The organism is Streptococcus sp. 2741 (assembly GCF_013276315.1).
GTDB classification, from domain to species: Bacteria; Bacillota; Bacilli; order Lactobacillales; family Streptococcaceae; genus Streptococcus; species Streptococcus pseudopneumoniae.
This window is the reverse complement of sequence record NZ_VMKU01000025.1, coordinates 1-7,560: the sequence shown is the minus strand read 5'-3', so window position 1 is coordinate 7,560 and position 7,560 is coordinate 1. Positions and strand designations below refer to the sequence as shown.

Here is a 7,560-nt window from a genome sequence, read left to right as displayed (position 1 = left end):
CTGCGGCTAGCTTTCTAGTTTGCTTTTTGATTTTCATTGAGTATACAATACAAGAAATACCTCGATTTCAAAATCGAGGTATCTTTTTTTACATTTGTACAATCTTGCGATAACTTCTAGAAGTAATCATGAAAATCAGCACATAGGCGATGAGGAAGATAGCGCAGATAGACAAGGTCACAGTCAACATCATAGTCGTATCTATTACACCAATCACTTTTAAAATCAGACTAAGCATATGGTAGGCAAAGGCTAGATGTATGAAGGCAAAAAGCAAAGGAAGGAAGAAAACAGTTAAAACCTGTTTGTTGATGGTTTGCTTGATTTGTTTTTGATCTAAACCAACTTTCTGCAAGATAATAAAACGCTCACGGTCTTCATAGCCTTCAGAAATTTGTTTGTAGTAGATGACCAGAACGGTTCCGACCATAAAGATAATGGATAGGAAAATACCGATAAAGAAGACACCACCAAAGAGGGCACTCATCTGAGTACTAGCATCTGCTAGATTGCTACCATAAACATAGCTACCTTCAGTGTTTAATTGAGCATTAAACTGATTAAGGTAGTTTTCATATTCTTCAGCTACCTTGAGTTGTTCTTCTTCACTGATATTTACATTCATACCACCGTAAAGCTGATTATAGATAGCCGAATCTGGAAATTGATCCAAAAAGGCTTGTAAATTAGGTACAACAAGGTAATTGTAATCAGTAGTAAAAATATTAAACTGATTTGGGACATGGTTGACAATAAAATCTTTATTAAATTCTTCTTTGACAGAAAATTGATGATCATTTAGAGTTAGTACTTTCTGTCCTTTCAGTCCGTCATTTTTGGCAAAGAGACCGACCTCATTTCCTGATAGAGAAAATTTTTGACCAGTCATATTTTCATAATCTTTTTGGTCAAATACCATGAAAACTGTTTTTGGTTGGACACGGTTTTGTCCTTTTTCAAAAATAGTTAACTTGGTTCCTTCTTGATTTGCAATACCAAAGTTACTGTAACGAAGAACTTCTTTCTCTTTGACACTATAACCTTTGTCACTTGCAAACTGGCTCAAGAGTTTGTCCAAATCTTCTTTTTCAACATTTTTTCCAGTAATTCCAAAGTCATGCGTATTTAGAACTTTTTTAAGCTTTCTGCGGAATTGAAAATGCTTGTCGCTGCTGACATGGTTACCAAAACCATTGTTGACAAGATAGCGATAGTTGCTAGTCCAACCGCATTTTTCTTCATACGGAAAATCAAGTTGGAAACAGATATGAGGTTATTAGGTTGGTAATAGTATTTCTTGTTTTTCTTTAAGATTTGGAGGAAGACTGTAATTCCTGCATTAAACAAGAGATAGGTACCAAAGATAACCAGCAAAACAGCTAGGAAGAAGGTTGTTAGGGCTGTGAGAGGATCTTTTACGGTAAGGGCAAGATAGTAGCCAATCCCTAAACTTATGGAACCAAGAATAGTTTGGAGAGGTAGGAAACGACCTCTTTTCTCTCCGCTTGCTTTCTCACGCGAGAGCTGGAGGGCATTCATACGGGCGATTCGAAGGGCATTCAGGAACATGAGGCATAGGAAAATCAATCCAAAGACAACAAGTACTGCAATGACAACATTCATTTGGAAGGTAGCGACCAGCTCAACCTTCAATTTCATCAGTTTGAGCAAGAAAGCAAAAATCAACTTGTCAAACAAGGCCCCAATACCAATCCCTGCACCAACAGTTAGAATTCCAAATAGCACCAACTCCTTAAAGGTCATACTGATTAGATGGCGCTTTTCCAATCCCAACATGCCATAAATCCCCAGTTCCTTGGAACGATTTTTCATGACAAAACTATTGGCATAGAGGACGATAATGGCTGACGCAAGGGTGACGACAAACATACCAAATCCAAGTGTAGCCTGAATGGTTGTTCCTCCACGGATTTCCGCAATCTTTGGATTGAAGGTTAGAGAGTAAAAGAGATAGGTGACGGTGACTGCCAAGAGAACAGCCAGCGCAAAAGGATAGTAGAGCTTGCGGTTTTTAATCAAGTTCGATACCGCTAACTTATTAGTTAATCGAAACATACTAATTCACCTCGCTTGCCATGACAGTCAAGGTATCAGAGATTTCTTGGAACATCTGACGCTCTGTCTTCTCTCCACGGTAGATTTGATTGTAAAGAATGCCGTCCTTGATAAAGAGTACACGTTTAGCTCTGCTAGCTGCTGCTGTTGAGTGGGTTACCATGAGAATGGTTTGGCCGCGCTCATTGATTTCATCAAAAACATCAAGAAGAGCTGCAGAGGACTTGGAATCAAGGGCACCTGTTGGCTCATCCGCAAGGAGAATTTCAGGTTCTGTGATGATGGCGCGTGCTACTGCTACACGCTGTTTCTGACCACCAGAAATCTCGTAAGGGTACTTCTCTTGCAATTGGTTGATACCTAGATTCTCAGCTGTCACCACCAATTTCTTCATCATCTCCGTAATAGGTCTTCTTGACAAGACAAGAGGAAGCAAGATATTGTCCTTAACAGATAGAGTATCTAGCAAGTTAAAATCTTGGAAGACAAAGCCTAATTTTTCACGACGGAAGCTAGAAGCCTGTGAATTTTTAATGGTTGCTGTGTCAGTTCCATTTAAGTAAACCTGACCACGACTTGGTTTATCCAGCATAGCTAGAATATTGAGAAGAGTTGATTTACCAGAACCAGACTCACCCATGATGGCAACGTAGTCACCTTTTTCCACGGTAAAGTGAATATCCTTGAGGGCCTCTACTTGGTTGCCCTGAAAACGAGTTTTATAAATTTTTTGAACGTGTTTTACATCTAAAAGTGTCATGAGAATCTCCTTTCTTAATATCCCATCAAATGAAATGTTGCTTGCATCATAGCGCATCCCAGTTGAACACGCTCGATTTCTTTATGGCTTGGTTTTCTTGTTTTCTTATGTAAGATTTGTTTCATGATGTTACTCCTTTGTTCTTTATGAGTCTAGTTTACATCAAAAAAAAGACCGCTTGCCATAACCTAACCTTACAAAAAAGACTTTAATCTTACATTTTTGTAAGATTGGGGGAAATATAGGCAAAATTACTTAGAAAATGATTTGATTTCCTATTTTAAAAATTGTAAAATATAAGTGTGAAAAGGCTTACTTTAGGAAGGAGGAAGCGGGAACTAACATTTGAGTAAGCTTGCCTAGATAACATACCATTAAATTTAACACTAGCAAGTCGTTCAACCTATAAGGAAAGAAGGTGCGCCTTAATGAAACACAAAGAACATATACTCATCGGATTTCTCTATCTACTCTCTCCATTTATCGGTCAGCTCTTAGTTGAAAAAACATACTTTATCGGTACAGAATTTACAGCTACTGCTTATATTATTTGCTGGTTATCAGTTGTTATCAGCATCCACCATTTTTCAAAAACAGTTTTCTCTCAGCATGAAAAATCAGATTAGAAATCTAAGTTCAAAATATTATTTTTAATTTGTATATGAGGCTGAGAAAATCTTATTAAAAGTAAAAAAGCTTTAAATCAAGCAGTTTAGACTATTGATTTAAAGCTTTTTGCGTATTCCAAATCTTTTGTAAAACCTCACCAAAACCAGCCTTCATTATCGTCAATGGCTTGAGCTTCTTTGCGTTTACGTGGGCCTGTTCCGTACATTTCTGCTTCGATTTCTTCCTTGGTTGGCATGATAGAAGCTAGGATGATATAGATAATCACCCCAAGTCCAAAGTTTGCGACTGTAAAAATGGCAAACAGAAAACGTACAAGGGTAACATCAAAGTTCCACTTGTCTGACAGACCTGCTAAAACTCCTGAAATCATGCGATTTCGTCTCATTTTATAAAACTTACTGTTCATGATATTTCCTCTTTCTGCTAGGTTAGACATAGTATATCACGGGTAGGCTCGGCTTTCATCAGTCCTCAGGCTGATTTACTAGTAGCAACTTTCCTCGACAAACTCCACAGCGATAGCGTTTGGTATCAATCCTTCGCTTGCGATAATAAGTTTGCTGGCAGGATTGACAACGATAGAGCTTGATTGGCTTGGAGTTGCTATTTGGCAAGGTTGGCACAAAGCGTAATCCATCCACTGCTTTCAACAGTTCCTTAAAATCCCGATCCTTGTGTTGATAGCCCTTTCCTTGAAAATAGAGGTGATAATGACAGAGTTCATGTCGGACAATTTTCCTAAAAACGTCCAACCCCAGTTCCTGATAAACCTTGTGATTAAAATCCAAATGCCCATCTTTGGGGAAAAATCGCCCACCTGTCGAACGTAGACGCCTATTCCACTGGGCATGATGGATAAAAGGTCTGCCGAAGTCTTCTAGCGAAACCTGCTTGACGTAATCAGTTAGATTCATCTGGAGCTAGGAGCGACAGATTGACTTTTTCACGTTCAGTATCAATTTTCTTGACCCAAACGGTCACCAAATCTCCAACTGACACCACTTGGCTAGGATGTTTGATAAATTTGCGACTCATGTGGGAAATATGAATGAGACCGTCCTCGTGAATTCCAATGTCAACGAAGGCACCGAAGTCAACGACATTACGCACCACACCCTCTAGCTTCTGCCCAACCACTAAGTCCTTGATATCCAGGACATCTTGGCGAAGCATAGGTGCGTCAAAGGAATCACGGAAATCTCGACCTGGTTTGAGAAGATCTGCAATGATATCTTTAAGGGTTTCTGGACCGAGGTCTAGCTCTTGAGCCATTTCCTTGACTGAAAGGGACTTGAGTTTGCTTTGGGCTTCTTCGTTTAGGTCTTTAATATCTAAACGTTTGAAGAGTTCCTTAACTGCAGTGTAATTCTCTGGGTGAACTCCTGTATTATCAAGGATATTGCTACTTTCAGGGATACGAAGGAAACCAGCAGCCTGCTCAAAGGCCTTGGCTCCCAGACGAGGAACTTTCTTGATTTGGGCGCGTGAAGTGATTTTTCCTTCTTCCTCGCGGTATTTGACAATATTTTCAGAGATAGTTTTGTTGAGTCCAGCTACGTGTGAAAGAAGAGCTGGGCTAGCTGTATTGACATTGACACCAACTTGGTTAACCACTGTATCGACAACAAAGTCCAGACTCTCAGATAGTTTCTTCTGACTGACATCGTGTTGGTATTGACCGACACCAATTGACTTAGGATCGATTTTGACCAATTCCGCAAGAGGATCTTGCAAACGACGGGCGATAGAAATGGCAGAGCGTTTTTCAACGGTCAAGTCTGGAAACTCCTGACGAGCAAGTTCGCTGGCAGAATAGACAGAAGCACCACTTTCATTAACGATAACATAGCTGACTTCAGGGAAATCTTTCAGAACTTCCGCTACAAAAGCTTCACTTTCACGACTGGCCGTTCCATTTCCAATGGCAATAATCTCTACACCGTATTGACCAATTAAATCTGCTAAATCTTTCTTGGCTTCTTCGATTTGACGAGCTGATGCTGGTTTAACAGGATAAATAACCTGAGTTGTCAGCATTTTTCCTGTTGCATCCACGACAGCTAACTTGGCACCTGTACGAAAGGCTGGGTCAAATCCAAGAACCACGCGCCCTTTCAGTGGAGCAACCAAGAGGAGATTGCGCAGATTGTCAGAAAAAAGTTGGATAGCTCCTTCTTCAGCTTTCTCAGTTAATTCTGTCCGAATACGACGCTCGATAGCAGGCAAGACCTTTTTCTTAACGGATTGCTGAACAACTTCATCAATATAAGCATTTTTCACCTTGAAACGAGTAGCAAAGAAGGCAAGAATACGGTCCGTCGCATGTTCAAAACCGATCTTCAAGACACCAAGTTTCTCCCCACGATTGAGAGCCAAGGTACGATAGCCTTGCATAGTTCCAACTGTCTCTGAAAAATCATAATAAATCTGAAAAACCTGCTTTTCATCAAGACTTTCATCCTTGGCTTGAGAAGTAAGTTTAGAGTGTCTCAGCACTTCCTGATAAGTCATAGAACGCAAGGTCACATCTTCCGATAAGGCTTCGACCAAAATATCAACTGCACCGGTCAAGGCTTCCTTGCCAGTCGCAAATCCTTCACAGACGAACTTTTCAGCTTCTTTCTCTAAGTCAACTATATTCTGCAAAATCAAGCGAGCAAGAGGAAAGAGTCCAGCTTCACGGGCAATGGTTGCCTTGGTACGACGCTTTTCCTTATAAGGAAGATAGAGTTCTTCAACGTCTGCTAATTTTTCGGCAACTAAGATAGCTTCTTCCAATTCCTTGGTCAACTTACCTTGTTCTTGAATCTTAGCTAAGACAGCTTCCTTACGGTCATTGAGATTTGTCAGACTTTTATCCAAATCAATAATAGCCTTAATCGCCACCTCATCCAGACTACCAGTCATGTCCTTGCGATAACGCGCGATAAAGGGAATAGTCGCCCCTTCAGCTGTCAAACTTAGAACGGTATCAATTTGCTTTAACGTCACTCCCAAATCCTGAGAGATTTTTTCATATTTTTTATCCATAAATCTATTATACCACAAGCTAAACGTTTCAAATTAACTCGTAGAACATTTAAAAAATATGTAGGAAATAGATTTATATGCTACAGCGCAATAACTTGCACTTAAAGAGCATTGCCACCTTTTTTTAACCAAGCCATGATATCAAAAGTATTTAATGGATCAGACATAATAGCCAGTTCTGGAAGATGTTCCTGACCTGGAATAACACATTGACTTTTCAAATTTTTATATGGACGATTGACTAAAATTAATTTATTAGAATAAGGAAGATTATCCATCTTATTTAAAATTTCTTCACTAGCTGAATCTTTATTATCAAATTTAAAATATAGATTATCCCAATTTATGCGTTTTTTCTTTTTTCCCACTTAGTCCGTGCTTCTTCAATACTAGAATAATGTAGAAAATGAATATCTATATCCCCTAAGTGCCCCAAAGGATAAACTTCATGGGTCCAGCTCGGTGAAACAAGTTCCTCTTCGAAAACAAGTTCTTGTTCCATATAGTACCGAAAATCCTTTGTAAGTTTATAATAATCATCAGGAAGAATAAATAAACCAACAAAAGGTGTTCTATATTGGCTTTACAATAATAACTTCTATATCTTTAAATGTTTGTCTATCAACTATTAATAAAGACTCTAATAAACTATTTTTATCTCCTTGATGTAATAAAATAACACTGATTAAGCAAGTCAATTTTACTACCTCCTATAATTTTCTGATAATGATTTTCTTCTTATTTCAATTATATAATCATTTAGTTTTAAAAAAAGCGTTCCAAACATTCAAAAATAGTTGGGACTTCCCTTAATAAATCTGTTACTTTCTTTTTCAAGATAGCCCAAGCTTGCTCAATAGGATTCAAATCTGGTGAATAAGGCGGTAGAGGTAAGAAAAAGTGTTTATCTTGGATGCAGAGTTCATCCAAAATGTTCTTGGGATCAAAACTAGCATTGTCCATGATAATAACATGAGGTGTCTTCAAAGCAGGCAGGAGTTGCGTTTTGAACCACTCCACAAAGAAATCGCTTGTCCTGCTGTTCTTGTAAATCATGGGAGCTA

General features: G+C 38.8%; 6 protein-coding genes and 2 pseudogenes. 1 reads left to right on the top strand and 7 read right to left on the bottom strand.

From position 1 onward, the window contains the following. Positions 1-88 precede the first annotated feature (88 nt). Positions 89-2,076, bottom strand: a pseudogene (locus HT671_RS03565) (ABC transporter permease). A gap of 1 nt (position 2,077) precedes the next feature. Beyond that, positions 2,078-2,836 (bottom strand): ABC transporter ATP-binding protein, encoded by a 759-nt coding sequence (locus HT671_RS03560; RefSeq protein ID WP_000173358.1) that lies wholly within the window; start codon positions 2,834-2,836, stop codon positions 2,078-2,080. Positions 2,837-3,264: 428 nt separating this feature from the next. Here HT671_RS03560 and HT671_RS03555 point away from each other — a divergent pair, with 428 nt between their 5' ends. Then, on the top strand, positions 3,265-3,462 hold the full coding sequence (locus HT671_RS03555; RefSeq protein ID WP_138703126.1) for a hypothetical protein: 198 nt from the start codon (positions 3,265-3,267) through the stop codon (positions 3,460-3,462). A 137-nt stretch (positions 3,463-3,599) separates the two neighbouring features. On the opposite strand, the gene HT671_RS03550 is transcribed toward HT671_RS03555, so the two are convergent. The 5 genes and pseudogenes from HT671_RS03550 to HT671_RS03530 form a co-directional block, all read right to left on the bottom strand. Continuing rightward, entirely contained in the window at positions 3,600-3,872 is a 273-nt protein-coding gene (locus tag HT671_RS03550; protein WP_001085044.1) for a PspC domain-containing protein, read from the bottom strand. A 58-nt stretch (positions 3,873-3,930) separates the two neighbouring features. Then, a complete protein-coding gene (locus HT671_RS03545) occupies positions 3,931-4,380 on the bottom strand; it encodes a SprT family protein (RefSeq protein ID WP_001054507.1) in 450 nt (149 codons plus the stop codon). Then, positions 4,367-6,496 carry a Tex family protein gene (locus tag HT671_RS03540; protein WP_138703127.1) on the bottom strand — a complete coding sequence of 710 codons (2,130 nt, stop codon included), beginning with the start codon at positions 6,494-6,496 and terminating at the stop codon, positions 4,367-4,369. Before HT671_RS03540 ends, HT671_RS03545 begins: the two co-directional genes overlap by 14 nt. 101 nt (positions 6,497-6,597) lie before the next feature. Beyond that, positions 6,598-7,076 (bottom strand): annotated as a pseudogene (locus HT671_RS03535) (DUF1919 domain-containing protein); the annotation flags it as partial. Between the two features lie 185 nt (positions 7,077-7,261). Next, on the bottom strand, positions 7,262-7,560 hold a 299-nt coding region (locus tag HT671_RS03530; RefSeq protein ID WP_172923044.1), incomplete at its 5' end, for a transposase.

What these genes read in the sequence shown, in the direction of transcription:
- HT671_RS03555 (WP_138703126.1), top strand. Translation starts at nt 3,265, where the DNA reads ATGAAACACAAAGAACATATACTCATCGGATTTCTCTATCTACTCTCT.
- HT671_RS03560 (WP_000173358.1), bottom strand. Translation starts at nt 2,836, where the DNA reads ATGACACTTTTAGATGTAAAACACGTTCAAAAAATTTATAAAACTCGT.
- HT671_RS03540 (WP_138703127.1), bottom strand. Translation starts at nt 6,496, where the DNA reads ATGGATAAAAAATATGAAAAAATCTCTCAGGATTTGGGAGTGACGTTA.
- HT671_RS03545 (WP_001054507.1), bottom strand. Translation starts at nt 4,380, where the DNA reads ATGAATCTAACTGATTACGTCAAGCAGGTTTCGCTAGAAGACTTCGGC.
- HT671_RS03550 (WP_001085044.1), bottom strand. Translation starts at nt 3,872, where the DNA reads ATGAACAGTAAGTTTTATAAAATGAGACGAAATCGCATGATTTCAGGA.